Source organism: Flavobacterium amniphilum, assembly GCF_023634845.1.
Taxonomy (GTDB): domain Bacteria; phylum Bacteroidota; class Bacteroidia; order Flavobacteriales; family Flavobacteriaceae; genus Flavobacterium; species Flavobacterium amniphilum.
The window spans coordinates 69,667-86,404 of sequence record NZ_JAMLJL010000001.1 but is presented as its reverse complement, the minus strand read 5'-3'; the positions used below and the strand labels follow the sequence as shown (position 1 = coordinate 86,404).

The window sequence follows — 16,738 nt, the reverse complement described above, 5'->3', positions numbered from 1 at the left end:
TTATGAATAGAAAACAATTTTTAAAAACCTGTGGACTGGGATGTCTGGCAGGAATAACAGGAGTTACATTACTTCAGGGTTGTAGTTCTACACAAGGAATTAACGGTGAGATCAAAGATTCTGATTTGATTGTTGATTTGAAGGATTTTGAAATCAGAAAAGATAATGGTGTCGAATATAGAAAATACATAATTGTTCATCATGATATTTTGAAAGCGCCAATTTGCGTCTACCGTTTTGATGCACAAAATTACAGTGCTTTGTTTATGCTTTGTACACATCAGGGTGCCGAACTCCAAGTGTTTGGCGATAAACTGCAATGTGCCGCACACGGTAGCGAATTCAGTAACAAAGGGATGGTTGAATCCGGACCGGCAGAAAAAGAACTGCGCAAATTCCCGGTTACAATTGACAATAATTCCCTAAAAATATCTTTAAAATGAGATTGCTCTACATCAGTATAATTACTTTAATTTCTTTTTCTTCGAATGCACAGATTGACCCGAGTTTGTTAAAGAAACCGGTAAAAGATACTATAAAACAAGCCTTAAATATGGATGCAGTCTACAATAGACCGTCCATGAGTTTTTCAAAAATACCGGTATCCATCGGTGGGTATGTGGAAACCAACTGGCAGAAAATGACCACAGACGGTGTCTCAGAAGGACATCAGTTCCAAGCTAGAAGAATGTCGGTTTTTATTTCTTCTGCAATCAGTAAAAGGGTTAAATTTTTAAGTGAAATTGAATTTGAAGACGGTGGAAAAGAAATAGCATTGGAATTTGCTTCGGTTGATGTCGAATTCCATCCACTGGCAAACCTCCGCGCAGGTATTATTTTAAATCCAATCGGTTCTTTCAACCAAAACCACGACGGACCGAAATGGGAGTTTACCGATCGTCCAATATCAGCTACACAAATGCTTCCGGGTACTTTCAGTAATTCGGGAGTTGGTTTGTACGGAAAAAAATATACGTCCAACTGGATGTTCGGATATGAAATGTATTTGTCAGGAAGTTTCGATAATTCCATTATTGAAAACACCGAAAATAAAACATTCTTACCTGCTGCCAAAGAAAACCCGGAACGCTTCGAGGAGATCAATAGCGGGGAACCTCTGTTCACGGGTAAATTGGCAGTGAGAAACAGTAAAATAGGGGAAATCGGTTTGTCATACATGGGCGGGGTTTACAATAAATTCCAGGATGACGGGATGATTATCGACAAGAAAAGAAGGGTAGATGTTGTTGCGGTTGACTTCAACTCAACATTACCTAAAGTGAAAACCTTTATCACCGGGGAATGGGCATGGATTCATGTCGATGTGCCAAGTACATACGGCCAGCAGTTCGGAAGCAAACAGCATGGAGGATTTGTTGATATCGTACAGCCTGTCCTGAAAAGAAGAATGCTGGACTGGGAAAACGCACAGTTAAATGTAGCGTGCCGCTTTGAATATGTCGACTGGAACGTGGGTTCATTCCGCGAAACGGGAGGAGACATCGGGGAAGATGTATGGAGCATCATGCCGGCAGTAAGTTTCAGGCCTACCGCTCAAACAGTTATCCGTTTAAATTACCGCTTCCAGAAACAAAGGGATATCCTGAAAAACCCACCGGCAACCACTGACGGTTTCAGCATCGGAATTTCAACGTATTTTTAATTCATGACCGAGGTTTTGCAAAGTAATTTTGGCTTTTCCTCTCTGTCATTGATTATTTCCGTTTAACGAAAGCAAAAATCATTAAATTTGCGTTCGTATAAAATTAAAGTCATGTTACAAATCGCAGTTATTAGGGAAAAAAGGGAAGAAGTGATTAAGGCGTTGGCCAAAAGAAATTTTGATGCAACCGCTATAGTTGATTCTGTAATTGCATTAGACGAAAAACGTCGTGCAACACAAGTGGAATTAGATAACATTTTAGCCGAATCCAATAAACTGTCCAAAGACATTGGTGCTTTAATGAAATCAGGGGAAAAGGCAAAAGCTGAAATCCTGAAGGAAAAATCGACACAGTTCCGCGAAAAAGGAAAGGAACTTTCTGAAGTTTTGAATACGGTTTCAGATGAACTGACACTGGAATTGTACAAATTGCCAAATACACCGACTGCCATCGTTCCGAAAGGAAAAACAGCAGACGATAACGAAAATGTTTTTGAAGAAGGTGAAATCCCGGTATTGCACGAAGGTGCATTGCCACACTGGGAATTAATCAAAAAATACGATATCATCGATTTCGAATTGGGTACTAAAATCACTGCTCCGGGTTTCCCTGTATACAAAGGAAAAGGAGCCAAATTACAACGTGCCTTGATTTCGTACTTCTTAGATAAAAATACCGATGCCGGTTACCAGGAAGTTCAGGTGCCACACCTGGTAAACGAAGCTTCTGCTTACGGAACCGGACAATTACCGGACAAAGACGGACAAATGTACCACGATGCAAAAGACGATTTGTATTTAATCCCTACTGCTGAGGTTCCGGTAACTAACATCTACCGTGATGTAATCTTACAGGAAAGTGAATTGCCTGTTACGGTTACAGGTTACACACCTTGTTTCCGTCGTGAAGCAGGTTCATGGGGAGCTCACGTACGCGGGTTAAACCGTTTGCACCAGTTTGATAAAGTAGAAATCGTTCGTATCGAACACCCTGAAAAATCTCACGAAGCCTTAAACGGTATGGTGGAACACGTAAAAGAAATCATGCGTGAATTAAAACTACCGTTCCGTATCTTACGTTTATGTGGTGGTGATATGGGATTTGCTTCGGCATTGACTTACGATTTCGAAGTGTTCTCAACAGCACAGGACCGTTGGTTGGAAATTTCATCAGTGTCTAATTTCGAAACGTTCCAGGCAAACCGTTTGAAATTACGTTTCAAAGGGAAAGACGGTAAAACACAATTGGCGCACACGTTAAACGGAAGTTCATTGGCATTACCTCGTGTTCTTGCCGGAATCATCGAAAATTACCAAACACCGGAAGGAATCGTTATTCCTGAAGTATTGCGCAAATACACCGGGTTTGATATTATAAACTAACTCCGTCTGCTCGGGTGATTTTTGTAAAAAAATGATCGGGGACATGGAATGTCAAACGTTAAACAAAAACTTAAGATGTACTAATGTGGTAAAATTATTACTACCTTAGTACATTGTTTTTTATACCCATGAGAAATACTGTTCAAATCGTCGCATTGCTGTTAAGCGGAATCGCTTTTGGGCAAACGTATACGGTTACGCCGCCGCCGGGTGGAAATCCACAGGCGCACATACAACAGCAGGGAGGCGGTAACGAATACCTGGCCCAAAACTATTTCGACCGGGGGGAATTCGATAAAGCGGTTCTGATCTATGAAGACTTACTCAGATCCCAACCCAATAACCATCAGCATTTCCAGAAATTAATTGCCTGCTACCAGCAGCTTAAGGATTTCGTAAAGGCGGAAAATACCATAAAAACTAAATTGGACCGCACTAAAGCGGCACAGCTTTATGTCGAATTGGGCTATAATTACCAATTGCAGAACCAACTGGATAAAGCGCAGAAAAACTACAAACTGGCACTGGATAAAATCGAAGAAAATTCGAATAATGTATACGGAGTCGCGCGTGAGTTTGAAATAAAAGTCCTCATCCCGCAGGCAATTGAAGCGTACACATTAGGTCAGAAACTGAATCCGAATAATAACTTTGATTATCAAATTGCATTACTCCACGGACAGCTTGGGAAATTTGACCTGATGATCGATTCGTTAATCGATTATGGTTATAAATACCCAAATAATCTATTACTGGTTCAAAATCAGCTAAACCGCTTTCTCGCAGAAGACCACAGCAAGGTTTTTGCCGATTACCTGCGAAAGGCTTTGCTTATCCGTACACAAAAAAACCAGGATTTGTTCTGGAATCAGTTCATGAGTTGGTTCTTCGTCCAACAAAAAGAATACGGAAAGGCTTTCATTCAGGAAAAAGCGATTTTCAAACGCAATCCGGATAATTTCAGTAATATACTCACATTGGCACGATTGGCTTCAGATGAAAATGAAACGGAAACCGAACGGGAAATCCTGGAATTCGTCCTGGCCAATACACAGGACAGTGATATTTTGATAAACGTGAACTGTGCCGTCTTGAAATTGGATATCGAAAAGGCAACGCCGGCTACTTATCCAGTGATACAAACAAAAATAAGCCAACTGTTACAGCAATTCGGAACGTCTAACCGCACGATTCAGCTGCAGGTTCAAAAAGCGCATTTTGATGCCTTTTACCTGAAACAGTTCGAACCGGCGAAAGAAACGTTAACAAAAGCACTCGAGCTTCCATTAGATCTATACCAAAAAGCACAAATCAAACTGGAACTGGCAGATGTATTGTTGCTCAATGAAAAGTTCAACCAGTCCATCATTTATTATGCACAGGTGGAAGAGGATTTGTCTAACGATGAAATCGCACACCAGGCAAGCCTTAAAATGGCCAAAGCAAGTTACTATAAAGGTGATTTCGACTGGGCACAGCAACAGTTCAAGGTTTTGAAATCTTCGGCTTCGCAGTTAATTGCCAATGATGCCTTGCAGTTGTTCTTACTGATTTCAGATAATACGGTAGAAGATTCAACACAGGTGGCTTTAAAGAAATTCGCACGGGCTGATTTCCTGTCGTATCAGAATAAAAATACCGAAGCACTCGAGCAGTTTAAAACAATCCTGCAACAACACAAAGACCAAAGCATTGAAGATGAAACTTTACTGCAAATTGGTAAAATCTATGAGAAACAAAAGGATTACCAACAGGCGTTAACATACTACCAACAAATAATCGACAGGTTCCCGGAAGATATCTACATCGACGAAGCATTGTTCTTCGCAGCCGAGATCTACCGGAAATACTTAAACGATAACGAAAAAGCGAAGAGTTTATATGAAAAAATCTTGTTCAATCACCAAGATAGTATTTACTTTGTAGACGCTAGGAATAACTTCAGAAAACTTAGAGGAGATACTAATTTATAAATAGACTGGCTTAGACTACTTAGACTTCTTAGAAAATAGATAAATTCTAAAGAATCTAAGAAGTCTAATAATCTAAGGAGTCTAATAATCTAAAAAAAAATGATTATCTATAACGTAACAATAAATATCCACGAAAGTGTTCACGATCAGTGGATGGATTGGATGCAAAACAAACACATTGCTGATGTACTGGCAACAGGAAAATTCACATCCGCACGATTGGTTAAAGTATTGGTGGAAGAAGAAATGGGCGGAATAACCTATTCTGTTCAATATACAACCGACTGTAAAGAAACCTTACAGCGTTATTACGACGAAGACGCACCAAGACTGCGTGAAGAAGGATTCAGGCTTTTTGGTGACAAAATGCTGGCTTTCCGAACCGAACTGGAATTAATCAGCGAACATTAATAGATTTTCAGATTATCCGATTATTAGATGAGTCGGACAATCGGATAATCGGACAATCTAATAATCTAAAAATGGAAAAGAAACTGACAGATTTCCAAATTGCATTACGGGGGCAACTCCTGGTTAACCTGCCGGTAATAGCCATCATAATAGGTTCTTCGGCCTTGTTGGGCCTTTTATTGAAAGATCCGAAAGGGACCATTATTATCGGAGTGTTCTTAGGTTGGATTTACTGGAAAGTAATGACACCAAAATGGATTATGTGGGCTGTAAATAAAGGCGCTGATACAGACAAAATAGCAGCAATAGGAAAACGGGGAATGCTCGTGTGGAGCAAACAATACGTTATAAATGTTGTGGAAGGAAATAAAAAACCCTGGTTTTAATACTTAGGGACTTTGTAACTCTGCAACTCTGCAACTCTAAAAAAAATGGATAAAGTAAAAGCAAAAAAACACCTCGGACAACACTTCCTGAACGATGAAAACATCGCACAGAAAATTGCCGATGCCTTAACGCTTGAAGGCTACAATAAAGTATTGGAGATTGGTCCGGGTATGGGTGTGCTCACAAAATACCTGTTGGAAAAACCCATTGAGACGTACGTTATTGAAATCGATACCGAATCAGTGGAGTACCTGCAAAGCCATTACATCAAACTGAGCAACCGGATCATTTCGAAAGACTTTCTAAAATACAATATTAAAGAAGTTTTCAATGATGAGCCTTTTGCCATCATCGGTAATTTCCCCTATAATATATCGTCCCAAATCGTTTTCCGTACACTTGAAATGCGCGACCGTATTCCTGAATTCTCAGGGATGTTCCAAAAAGAAGTGGCTGAACGGATTTGCGAAAAAAAAGGAACTAAGGCTTATGGGATTCTCTCGGTTTTAACACAGGCTTTTTACGATACCGAATACCTGTTTACCGTATCGGAACACGTGTTTACGCCACCCCCAAAAGTAAAATCCGGGGTAATGCGTATGCGCCGCAAGGAAAATTATAAATTGCCCTGCGACGAGAAAATGTTTTTCAATGTCGTGAAAACGGCCTTTAACCAAAGAAGAAAAACACTCCGCAACAGTCTTAAAAGCTTTAATATGTCCGATAGTTTGCGCCAAGATACTATCTTTGACCTGCGGCCGGAACAACTTTCGGTAGAACAATTCATAGAACTGACTCAAAAAATACAAGCCGATGGAGTTTAAAATCAGCAGGGACTTCCTTGTTCAGATCGAACAACTGATTAGTGAAAACCGTGCACAGGAGCTGGAAAACCTGTTGCAGGATGTCCACTTTGCTGATATTGCCGATATTATGGATGAGCTTGACGATTATGGTGCAAGCTACGTCTTTAAATTACTGGACTCCGAAAAAACGGCCGAAGCACTATTAGAGCTTGATGAAGAAGTACGTGTTAAAATCCTTAAAGGTTTATCGGCAAAAGAAATTGCTGAAGAGCTGGATGAATTAGACACAGACGACGCTGCCGATATCATCGCGGAACTACCGCAATCCAAAAAAGAAGAAGTAATCTCTGAGCTGGAAGACGTCGAACACGCAAAAGACATTGTCGAATTATTGCGCTACGACGAAGATACTGCCGGAGGTTTGATGGGAAAAGAGCTGGTTAAAGTCAACGAAAACTGGAACGTATTAACCTGTGTAAAGGAAATGCGCCTCCAGGCTGAGCATGTAACCCGTGTGCATTCCATTTATGTGGTCGACGACGAGGACCGTCTAAAAGGGCGTCTCTCCTTGAAAGACTTATTAACGACCTCTACCAAAACTCCCATCAGTGATGTCTATATCAAAAAAGTAGATTACGTAAAGGTCGATACCAAAGACGTGGAAGTAGCCCGTATCATGCAAAAGTATGACTTGGAAGCCATTCCGGTTATCGACGAAATGGGCCGACTCGTGGGCCGTATCACCATCGACGACATCGTTGACGTAATCAAAGAAGAAGCCGATAAAGATTACCAGTTGGCTGCGGGTATCTCACAAGACGTTGAGGCAGATGACAGCATCCTCCAATTAACACGTGCGCGCCTGCCATGGTTAGTACTGGCTTTATTCGGAGGGTTTATCAGTGTACGCGTACTGGGCTTGTTCGAACCGGCCATGCAAATACACCCGGAACTGTTCTTCTTCACGCCGCTTATCGCCGCTATGGGTGGAAACGTTGGGGTGCAATCCTCAGCGATCATCGTTCAGGGTCTGGCAAACAACGCCATCACCGGAAGTATCATGGAGCGTTTGTTAAAAGAGCTCTCACTCAGTTTACTTAACGGAGTTATCCTGGCTGCCATACTATTCATGGGAAGTTACTTCCTGCTCAATTTCGAAGCACACATCGGAGTTACCGTTACCGTTGCCCTGATCTCGGTTATTGTGATCGCATCACTCAACGGAACGTTTATTCCCATCATCTTAAACAAATACGGCATCGACCCGGCTTTGGCCACCGGTCCGTTCATCACCACAAGCAACGACATCCTCGGGATTTTAATTTACTTCTCGATCGCTAAGATGATTCTTGGTTTTTAAGATAGACTACTTAGACATTTTAGACTTCTTAGATAGTTAGACCATTTAGACTCCTTAGATATTTTAGATTACTTAAATTATTGTAATTATCTATCAATCTAAAAGTCTAAGGAGTCTAAGTAGTCTAAGCAAGTCTAAAATGTCTAAGCTGTCTAAAATAGATTTTTCTTCTTAAACAACACCGCTCCAATCATTGCCAAAACCGCCGAAACCAACACGATAATCAATAATCCGTTCGGGTTGTTTTCCAAAGTATTCGGCACGTTCATTCCGTACAAACTCGCAATCAGCGTCGGGATCATCAAAATAATCGAAATCGATGTCAACCGTTTCATGATCACGTTCAGGTTGTTCGAGATAACCGAAGCATATGCATCCATCATACCCGATAGGATGTTGCTGTAAATGTTACACATCTCCTGCGCCTGTTTCAACTCAATATCCACGTCTTCGAGTAAGTCAGGATCAAAAGTATCTCTCTCGGTTTTACTGTTTTTTACCCGGTGGAACAAAATATCGTTCCCTTTCAATGAGGTGATGAAGTAAACCAGACATTTTTCCAGTTCCAGCAACGTCTGCAATTCCTCGTTCTTGATCGATTTTTCTAAATTATCTTCGGCCAACTTGATGCGCTGGTTGATTTGCTTTAAATATTTCAGGTACCAAATGCTGGAAGACAACAACAGTTTTAAAACCAAATCAAAGTGGTTCTTCACCGTTAATTGCTTCCGGTGGGTATAGGTAATAAAATCATCCAGCATCTCGGTTTTGTGGAAACATACCGATACAAAGTGGGTTTCATTAAAAATAAGCCCTAACGGAATCGTCGAAAAGGGTAATTTCGGGTTGTTGCTCTTATAAGGAATACGGATAATAATCAAATGCCAGCCGTCTTCTTCTTCAATACGGGGTCTTTCGTCAATATCTTCAATGTCGTTGTAAAAGGCTTCCGGAATCTGTAACTCGTTTAATAAGTAGTTTTTGTCCTCCGGGGTCGGATTCTCGATGTTGATCCAGCAGTTTCCGTTTCGATTGTCGGTGATCTCTAAACCACACGAGCCGTTTTTGAAGTAGTTTTTCATGCTTTTAACCATTGTTTTTCTGAACAAGTGTCAAAAAGCATGACGCTTGTTCATTATTAATAATATTTCCTCTGGGAATCGTCCATTTTTATTATGAATACTGAATTTCGGCGCAAATGTAAGCTTTCTGATTTGAAGTCAACCTTAAAATTACCTTAATTTTTTGGGAGGAGAATTTGGAACGAGTGCAGAATGATTTGGAAGGAGTGCAGAATGGCTTGGAAGGAGTGCAGAATGATTTGGAAGAAGTGCAGAATGATTTGGAAGAAGTGCAGAATGATTTGGAAGAAGTGCAGAATGGTTTGGAAGAAGAGCAGAATGATTTGGAAGAAGTGCAGAATGGTTTGGAAGAAGTGCAGAATGGTTTGGAAGAAGTGCAGAATGGTTTGGAAGAAGTGCAGAATGATTTGGAAGAAGTGCAGAATGATTTGGAACGAGTGCAGAATGGATTGGAAGATGCAAAGTAAGGCTCAGAAGATTAAAATAGTTGTGTTTGCTCTGTTTTTTAAATTTTGGCACAAACATTGCGTAGGAAAATTCATCATATAACACAAATAACATAAATATCAATTATTTAAACAAAAAAACTATGAGTATTAGACAAGAAGAATTTGTACCGGTGGCCGATATGTTAATCGCCAGTTTTGAAAGAGACCAAGCCCAATTGGAAGCTGAAAATGAATTATTTTCCGAAACGTTTTTAAATGCTTTCAAAACACATACCGAAATGGTACGACAACTGGAAAGGAACGATACGTTGCTCATCCAGCAAAAAATTGTTACCAAAGAACTGTATCAGTTGGCTGATGATTTACGCCAACCTTTAAAGTTGTTCGGAATCGTGGTGGAAAAGACAGGATTGCCCACAACAATTGTACACGATACGCTTGTTAACTTAAGACTTCGCAATATGGAAGGGTTATTGGTAAACCTTAAGTCGCTTGATCAAATAATAAGCAGTAATCTTGATTTGTTGAACAGTAAAGCAATGAAGGCGAATCTCCCTGAGTTATTGGAAGAGAAGTTTAATGAAATTACAATCAAAAGTAATCTGCAAAGTAAAATCATGCAAAAGCGCCAATTATTGACTGATGCCAATCTTGGGAACTACGGTAAATTATACAATGAATACATTGCCGATGTCTGTAAAATTGGAAAGGTGGTGTATCAAGGCCAGGCAAAAGCCAAAGAATATACGGTTAGCAATTTAGTTAAAAAACTCCGCGTCGCACCCGCATCAAATAAAAAGGAAACTGTCCAGTAATGTAAAACTCCCGAAAATCACGGGAGTTTTTTTATTTTCGGCAAAGCCAAATTTGTAACTTTGGATTCTATCAAATAACAACACCATTGAAACCACAAGACATTAAAATCCTGCACATCGACAGTAACCATCCTTTACTCTGGAACCAACTTCAGGAAGCAGGCTTTCAGAATATCGAAGACTTCGTTTCTTCCAAAGAAGAGGTCGAAGCTAAAATCGAAAACTACAACGGTATCGTCATCCGAAGCCGCTTTAAAATCGACAAACAGTTTCTGGACAAGGCAACTAACCTACAATTCATTGCAAGGGTGGGGGCCGGACTCGAGAGTATCGACTGTGACTATGCAATAAGCAAAGGGGTTAATCTCATCGCAGCTCCGGAAGGTAACCGTAACGCGGTTGGGGAACATGCGCTGGGTATGTTGTTGTCGCTTTTCAATAAGCTGAACAAGGCTGATAAAGAAGTGCGCTCCGGCCACTGGAACCGGGAATCAAACCGCGGACATGAACTGGACGGGAAAACGGTCGGTATCATCGGTTACGGTAATATGGGGAAATCGTTTGCTAAAAAATTAAGGGGCTTTGATGTGGAAGTACTTTGTTATGATATCCTCGATAATGTCGGGGATGAAAATGCCAAACAGGTTGCATTGGAAGAGTTCCGTCAAAAGGTGGATGTAGTGAGTCTGCATACACCGTGGACGCCTGAAACGGATAAAATGATCAATGCCGAATTTATCAATGCTTTCAGTAAACCGTTCTGGTTCATCAATACGGCCCGCGGGAACAGTGTCGTAACAGCTGACCTGACCGAAGCTTTGCAATCAGGGAAAGTCTTGGGCGCCGGTCTCGATGTACTCGAATATGAGAAGCTGTCGTTCGAAACGCTCTTCGAAGGGGATAAACCACAAGCCTTTGAATACCTGCTGCAGGCTGATAATGTAATCCTGTCACCGCATATCGCCGGGTGGACTTTCGAAAGTAAAATTAAACTCGCACAGACAATTGTTGATAAAATAGTTAATATGTATAGTTAGCAGAAGTGGTTGAAATACAGTATTGTAAGAAATATTTTAATATATTTATCTGAACTAAAAAACTGACCAATGAACAAAACGTCTTATTACTTGGTTATTGCAATCGGGGTGTTATCGGTACTGAGTTTCTTTCCGCACGCTTTTCTGGGAATGAAGGCCGTAATCGACCACATTGAAAAAGGGGAAATTCAGGAACTCGCTGCAAACGATATGCAAATGATCTGGTTTTATTCGTCAATCATGATGCTTATCTCGGGTTTAAACTTACTGATTCTGGCTAACAATATATTGATCGGAAGCCACAAAGCCCGTCTTCAGGTGCTTATATTGGGAATAGGGCTGTCAGTTTTCGGATTGGGCTGTACTTATATTTCTGGCGAAATAGATCACATGTCTGTCTTTACAGCAGAAGGAATTATACTCATTTTGGCAACAACTATATTGTATAAAAAAGCACACCATCTGCAAGATCAGGAATATGGTGATAACTAAAATGTATTCAAAGTAAAAAATTTCGTATATTTTTATATATTGCATGCCCTATGGAGGAACCGAAAATCCAGAACAGAGTAGGAACAAAACTAACTAAATTTAAAAATTATGATTCAATGGTTTAAAAAAGCAGTTTTTGAAAACTATGCTAATTTCAATGGAAGAGCAAGAAGAAGTGAATACTGGTATTTTGTATTGGTATTTATGATATTGGTTGTAGCGGTTAATATTTTGGCTGGTGTAGTTGCGGCTTCGGGAAGCACTGTGTTGACTTTGATATTTTCCGGTATCGCATTAGTGGTTTATTTAGGATTGTTAGTACCAAGTATCTCAGTTGCAGTAAGAAGAATGCACGATGTGGGAAAAAGCGGATGGTACTGCTTAATTCCAATCTATAGCTTAATCCTTGCTTTAACAGAAGGTGAAAAAGGAGCTAACGCTTATGGTCCGGATCCGAAAAACAATACCGAGTCAATCGAAGAAATCGGACAAACGCAAGAATAACAAATTAATATAAAAATGGAAACATCAAAACCAAATGAGGATTGGAACAATCCAACACAAGCACCACAACAAGAGAATAAAAAAGTTTTAGCAGGAGTAATGGGGATTTTATTCGGCGGATTTGGAGTTCACAAGTTTATCTTAGGATACACTAACGAAGGACTTATCCAAATCGGTATTACTGTTGTAACTTGTGGAGCAGGAAGTATTTTAGGATTCATCGAAGGAATCATCTATCTTACTAAATCTGACGAAGAATTTTACCAAACGTATCAGGCAAACAAAAAGGCTTGGTTCTAAAATAAAAAAGGTAATAAAAAAAAGCCGGAGATTATTCTTCGGCTTTTTTGTTTTGTTCTTCTGCATGCTTGCGTTCCAGCTCGGCCTGGAATTCTTCCATAACCGGCTTAACGGTGCTTTCGGGTAAATCGGCAATCCTGATGTACATCAATCCGTCAACGGCATTGTTAAACAACGGATCCACATTAAACGCAACCACACGCGCATTTTGCTTGATATATTTTTTGATCAAAACCGGTAAACGTAAATTACCCGGCTCTACTTCGTCAATGATCTTGTCAAATTTAATTAAGTCGGCTTCGGTTTCATTGAAGATGAAATCTTTGTCGGCATCCTTCAGTTTCACCCTGTACTCCTTTTTAGGATGTACATATTGGGCAATGTAAGGGTCATAATAATGTGACTTCATGAATTCAATCATCAGCGATTTCGAAAACTCCGAAAACTGATTACTGATACTCACGCCGCCAATTAAGAATTTATGCTCAGGATAACGCAAAGTCGTATGTACAATACCTTTCCATAATAAAAACAAAGGCATCGGTTTTTGCTGATACTCTGAACGGATGAAGGCACGTCCCATTTCAATCGACTTGCTCATCATGTCGTATAATTCAGGCTCAAATCGGAACAAATCCTGCAAATAGAAACCGTTTATACCATGCTCGGCATAAATCTGGCTTCCCAATCCCATACGGTACGCACCGGCAATCTGTTTCGCATCATCATCCCACAAAAACATATGGTGATAGTAACGGTCAAACTTGTCAATGTCAATTGATTCGTTTGTTCCTTCGCCCACTTCCCTGAAAGTGATCTCACGCAAACGTCCTATCTCGTGTAAAATATTCGGGATTTCATCCGCAGAAGTCAGGAACACCTCATAGTTCTTACTTTGAAGCAAGCGGGCATCCTGGCCGCGCAGTTTTTCAACTTCAGCCACCATCTTCTCCTGGTTGGCACCTGTTACAATGGTTTTGGCAGGTTTAGCAGGGGTTTTTAAAATCGGTGTCTGTAATAATTTTGATTCTTTTTCAAAAGCATTCGAAAGCATATAGGTTTTCTTACGCAAAAACTCGGTATACTCTTCAATGGTTTTGTATTCGTTTTGTTCGGCAACCGAAATCGGTTTTCCAATCCTTACTTTAATAACCCTGTCTTTCTGGGTCAGTAATTCGGAAGGTAATTTAGCCGTACGCAGCGTGTCGCTTATCTTGGAAAGGAAGTAAAATAACTTACTGTTTTTGGCATGGAAATAAATAGGAACCACCGGAACCTGTGCCTTACGGATAACCTTGATGGCACCTTCTTCCCATTCTTTATCAACCACTAACTTATCGTCTTTGTAAGTGGAAACTTCTCCCGCCGGGAACATTCCCAACGGTTTGCCATCACTTAAATGACGGAACGTTTCCTTCAAACCGATCACACTTGATTTGGCATCCTTGTGATTTTCAAAAGGATTTACCGGCATGATGTAAGGTTTCAATGGTTCAATGCGGTGCAACAGGAAATTGGCGATAATCTTGAAATTCGGCTCTCTTTCAAGCATCAGTTTCAATAATAAGATACCGTCAATCCCTCCCAGCGGATGGTTTGAAATGGTAATATAGGCACCGTCTTTCGGTAATCGTTTCAAATCTTCTTCCGGGATTTCAAACTTAATCTGGAACTCATCCAGAATGGCGTTTAAAAACTCAACGTCTTTAAGATCCTTATTACGGTTGTATATTTTATTTAATGTGGATATTTGAAGCACTTTCATTAACAGCCAACCGGAAAAAGTACCTAAAATTCCGTACTTATCCGTGTTAATTGCTTTTGCAACTTCTTTAGCGGTAACTAAACCCATTCAGTCAATCATTTTTAAGCGAATTACAAAGATAGCAAAACTTATGGTATTCTTCGAAAAAGATTTAACATTAGAACTAGTACAATTTAACTCGGCGGAGCATAATCTGTTGGTTCATAACTAGTTAACATTTAATGGTTTTTTTGGTTTGTTGACGAATGTTTTTTCAATACTTTTGAAAAAACGAATCGCCTAATTAATGAAAATCATTTCTTATAATGTAAACGGGATCAGGGCAGCCATCACCAAAGGTTTTTTGGAATGGTTACAGGCCGCAAATCCCGATGTGATATGCCTGCAGGAAATTAAAGCGACCCAGGACCAAATTCCGGTTATGGACATCGAAATGGCAGGTTATCCGTATCAGTATTATTTCCCGGCTCAAAAAAAAGGATACAGCGGTGTCGCTATTCTGTCTAAAGTAGAGCCTAAAAATGTTGTCTACGGAACCGGAATCGAACACATGGACTATGAAGGGCGTAACCTTCGTGTCGATTTCGATGATTTCTCGGTAATGAGTTTGTACCTGCCATCAGGGACCAATATCGACCGATTGGACCATAAGTTCAAATACATGGACGACTTTCATGGGTATATCAACAACCTGAAAATTGAAGTGCCTAATCTGATCATAGGAGGCGATTATAACATCTGCCACGAAGCAATCGATATCCATGATCCTATCCGTAATGCAAAGGTTTCAGGGTTTCTTCCCGAAGAACGTGCCTGGTTAAATGCTTTTATGGAATCAGGATTCGTTGACAGTTTCCGCCATTTTAATAAAGACCCGCACCATTACAGCTGGTGGTCTTACAGAGCAAACGCCCGTGAAAATAATAAAGGATGGAGAATCGATTACAATCTGGTTTCCCACCCCATGAAAGACAGAATGAAAAGGGCTATCATTTTACCCGAAGCCAAACATTCTGACCATTGCCCCATTTTAGTTGAACTTGAATAAATTAAGCCAATGAAAAAAATAAACTACCTTCTGTTATTAATGTGTAATTGCATTTTTGCACAGATAAATTATGAGAAAGGATATTTTATAGATAATGCCGGACTCAGGACCGATTGTTTTATTAAAAATGAAGATTGGAAAAATAATCCTGATAAATTTTACTTCAAAATCAATGAGCAGGGAGAAGAAAATTTCAGGACTATTCATAACGTTAAAGAATTTGGTGTAGATAATTTTTCAAAATATGAAAGACATGAGGTTTCAATAGATATATCTACCACTAACTTACAACGATTGGGTACAAATAAAAATCCTGAATGGTCTGTAAAAACTCTTTTTCTGAGAGAAATTGTCGACGGAGACGCTAAATTATATGAATTTGTTGATGGTGTGCAGAAGAATTATTTCTATTCTTTTAAAGGTTCAAAAATTGAACAGTTAGTATATAAAGAATACTTAAGTCCGGATAATTCGATGGTACTGGAGAATAATTATTACCAACAACAGTTGTTCAACAACCTGAAATGTACTGATACAAAGAAAGAAAGGATTTCAAGAATAGATTATAAGCTGAATGACCTGACCAAATATTTCCTGGAAGTCAATAATTGCGACGGGAATAAGGCAATTACGACGGTTAATATGACAAAGACTTCCAATGGTTCTACAAATATTAGAGTCAAAGGAGGCGTGAATTCTAATAAATTCACAATAAATTCTTCAAGAGAGAATTACAATATTTATCCGGTTGAATTTGAGAATAAAATTGGTGGTACAGCAGGAGTTGAAATTGAACATGTTTTAGGATTCAATAAAAACAAATGGGCTGTTTTTTATGAACCAAGTTATCATGCATACAGTTCAGAAAAAAGAAAAATTGTTCCGTCAAATACACCATACGATTGGAAAGTTGATTTTAAAAGTATTGATCACCGCTTGGGTTTTAGACACTATATGTTTTTAAACAATGAATCTAAAATATTCATATCAGCAGGAATACTTTACAAGCAAATTTTAGGTAAAGAGCATACATCATTAAAAATTAACGGAAATCAAACGAACAGTTACAGAGTTGATTTGAAATCAGGTGTAGGTTTAAACTTTGGACTTGGTTTTTCGTATAAAAAATCTGATTTTGAAATACGGTATTCTAAAAATGATATTATAGATGTTTATTATTTTGTAACCTCTAACTATAACACAATTTCTGTAATTTACGGATACAAGATATTTGATTTTAAAAAAAAGAAATAACCCCTAGAT

The 16,738-nt window shown here is 39.4% G+C and carries 18 protein-coding genes; 16 read left to right on the top strand and 2 right to left on the bottom strand.

From position 1 onward, the window contains the following. Positions 1-2 precede the first annotated feature (2 nt). The 8 genes from NAT51_RS00390 (at position 3) to mgtE (ending at position 7,983) form a co-directional block, all read left to right on the top strand. Positions 3-443: a QcrA and Rieske domain-containing protein gene (locus NAT51_RS00390; RefSeq protein WP_250593950.1), complete on the top strand. Its 441-nt coding sequence runs from the start codon at positions 3-5 to the stop codon at positions 441-443. Next, positions 440-1,663 carry a hypothetical protein gene (locus tag NAT51_RS00385; protein WP_250593948.1) on the top strand — a complete coding sequence of 408 codons (1,224 nt, stop codon included), beginning with the start codon at positions 440-442 and terminating at the stop codon, positions 1,661-1,663. Before NAT51_RS00390 ends, NAT51_RS00385 begins: the two co-directional genes overlap by 4 nt. 111 nt (positions 1,664-1,774) lie before the next feature. Then, positions 1,775-3,046, top strand: a complete 1,272-nt coding sequence (gene serS, locus NAT51_RS00380; RefSeq protein WP_250593946.1) for a serine--tRNA ligase — start codon at positions 1,775-1,777, stop codon at positions 3,044-3,046. Between the two features lie 128 nt (positions 3,047-3,174). Next, positions 3,175-5,019, top strand: a complete 1,845-nt coding sequence (locus NAT51_RS00375; RefSeq protein WP_250593944.1) for a tetratricopeptide repeat protein — start codon at positions 3,175-3,177, stop codon at positions 5,017-5,019. 99 nt (positions 5,020-5,118) lie between these two features. Further along, positions 5,119-5,430 (top strand): DUF4286 family protein, encoded by a 312-nt coding sequence (locus tag NAT51_RS00370; protein WP_250593942.1) that lies wholly within the window; start codon positions 5,119-5,121, stop codon positions 5,428-5,430. 71 nt (positions 5,431-5,501) lie between these two features. Then, entirely contained in the window at positions 5,502-5,816 is a 315-nt protein-coding gene (locus NAT51_RS00365) for a hypothetical protein (protein ID WP_250593940.1), read from the top strand. 45 nt (positions 5,817-5,861) lie between these two features. Then, positions 5,862-6,641 (top strand): 16S rRNA (adenine(1518)-N(6)/adenine(1519)-N(6))-dimethyltransferase RsmA, encoded by a 780-nt coding sequence (gene rsmA / locus NAT51_RS00360; RefSeq protein ID WP_250593938.1) that lies wholly within the window; start codon positions 5,862-5,864, stop codon positions 6,639-6,641. Continuing rightward, entirely contained in the window at positions 6,631-7,983 is a 1,353-nt protein-coding gene (gene mgtE, locus NAT51_RS00355; RefSeq protein ID WP_250593936.1) for a magnesium transporter, read from the top strand. The genes rsmA and mgtE overlap by 11 nt, the downstream gene beginning before the upstream one ends. 152 nt (positions 7,984-8,135) lie before the next feature. Here mgtE and NAT51_RS00350 read toward each other — a convergent pair whose 3' ends face one another. Then, positions 8,136-9,065 carry a magnesium transporter CorA family protein gene (locus NAT51_RS00350; protein WP_250593934.1) on the bottom strand — a complete coding sequence of 310 codons (930 nt, stop codon included), beginning with the start codon at positions 9,063-9,065 and terminating at the stop codon, positions 8,136-8,138. A 185-nt stretch (positions 9,066-9,250) separates the two neighbouring features. Between NAT51_RS00350 and NAT51_RS00345 the strand changes: the two genes are divergently transcribed. From NAT51_RS00345 to NAT51_RS00320, 6 genes are all read left to right on the top strand, one after another. Next, positions 9,251-9,532 carry a hypothetical protein gene (locus NAT51_RS00345; protein WP_250593932.1) on the top strand — a complete coding sequence of 94 codons (282 nt, stop codon included), beginning with the start codon at positions 9,251-9,253 and terminating at the stop codon, positions 9,530-9,532. A 122-nt stretch (positions 9,533-9,654) separates the two neighbouring features. Then, the gene (locus NAT51_RS00340; protein WP_250593930.1) at positions 9,655-10,329 is read left to right on the top strand and encodes a hypothetical protein; all 675 of its coding nucleotides are present in this window, start codon (positions 9,655-9,657) and stop codon (positions 10,327-10,329) included. Positions 10,330-10,415: 86 nt separating this feature from the next. After that, positions 10,416-11,366, top strand: a complete 951-nt coding sequence (locus tag NAT51_RS00335) for a 2-hydroxyacid dehydrogenase (RefSeq protein ID WP_250593928.1) — start codon at positions 10,416-10,418, stop codon at positions 11,364-11,366. A 69-nt stretch (positions 11,367-11,435) separates the two neighbouring features. Continuing rightward, positions 11,436-11,858 carry a hypothetical protein gene (locus tag NAT51_RS00330; RefSeq protein WP_250593926.1) on the top strand — a complete coding sequence of 141 codons (423 nt, stop codon included), beginning with the start codon at positions 11,436-11,438 and terminating at the stop codon, positions 11,856-11,858. Between the two features lie 108 nt (positions 11,859-11,966). Next, positions 11,967-12,362 carry a DUF805 domain-containing protein gene (locus tag NAT51_RS00325; protein WP_250593924.1) on the top strand — a complete coding sequence of 132 codons (396 nt, stop codon included), beginning with the start codon at positions 11,967-11,969 and terminating at the stop codon, positions 12,360-12,362. Between the two features lie 15 nt (positions 12,363-12,377). Then, a complete protein-coding gene (locus NAT51_RS00320) occupies positions 12,378-12,662 on the top strand; it encodes a TM2 domain-containing protein (RefSeq protein WP_250593922.1) in 285 nt (94 codons plus the stop codon). Between the two features lie 31 nt (positions 12,663-12,693). On the opposite strand, the gene NAT51_RS00315 is transcribed toward NAT51_RS00320, so the two are convergent. Then, positions 12,694-14,514 carry a GNAT family N-acyltransferase gene (locus tag NAT51_RS00315; protein ID WP_250593920.1) on the bottom strand — a complete coding sequence of 607 codons (1,821 nt, stop codon included), beginning with the start codon at positions 14,512-14,514 and terminating at the stop codon, positions 12,694-12,696. Between the two features lie 199 nt (positions 14,515-14,713). Here NAT51_RS00315 and NAT51_RS00310 point away from each other — a divergent pair, with 199 nt between their 5' ends. After that, positions 14,714-15,475 (top strand): exodeoxyribonuclease III, encoded by a 762-nt coding sequence (locus NAT51_RS00310; protein WP_250593918.1) that lies wholly within the window; start codon positions 14,714-14,716, stop codon positions 15,473-15,475. A gap of 9 nt (positions 15,476-15,484) precedes the next feature. After that, positions 15,485-16,729, top strand: a complete 1,245-nt coding sequence (locus NAT51_RS00305; RefSeq protein WP_250593916.1) for a PorT family protein — start codon at positions 15,485-15,487, stop codon at positions 16,727-16,729. Positions 16,730-16,738: the final 9 nt, after the last annotated feature.